Here is a 208-nt window from a genome sequence, read left to right as displayed (position 1 = left end):
CCGCCAACGTTTTTGCCCGGGGCGGGTAGGGACGAACGAGATGGGATCGGGAATTCGGGCGGAGGTCTCGCTGCCGACCGCGCCGTCCCCGTTCGACGGCGTCGTCGACGGGACGATCCCCGTCACCGAGGTCTCGCGCTGTACGCCCGACGGCGACCGCGAACGGGTGGTCGTGGAGTTCATCGCGGGCGCCGACCTGTCGGTCCCC

Annotated in this window: 1 pseudogene; it reads left to right on the top strand. The window is 71.2% G+C overall.

The window, feature by feature from the left end:
• Positions 1 to 40: 40 nt before the first annotated feature.
• A pseudogene (locus tag EXE44_RS22010) lies at positions 41 to 208 on the top strand (helix-turn-helix domain-containing protein); the annotation flags it as partial.

The organism is Halorubrum sp. SS7, from assembly GCF_005435055.1.
In the GTDB taxonomy this organism is placed as follows: domain Archaea; phylum Halobacteriota; class Halobacteria; order Halobacteriales; family Haloferacaceae; genus Halorubrum; species Halorubrum salinarum.
Note: the sequence above shows the minus strand (reverse complement) of the source record. Positions and strands in the feature narration are given on the sequence as shown.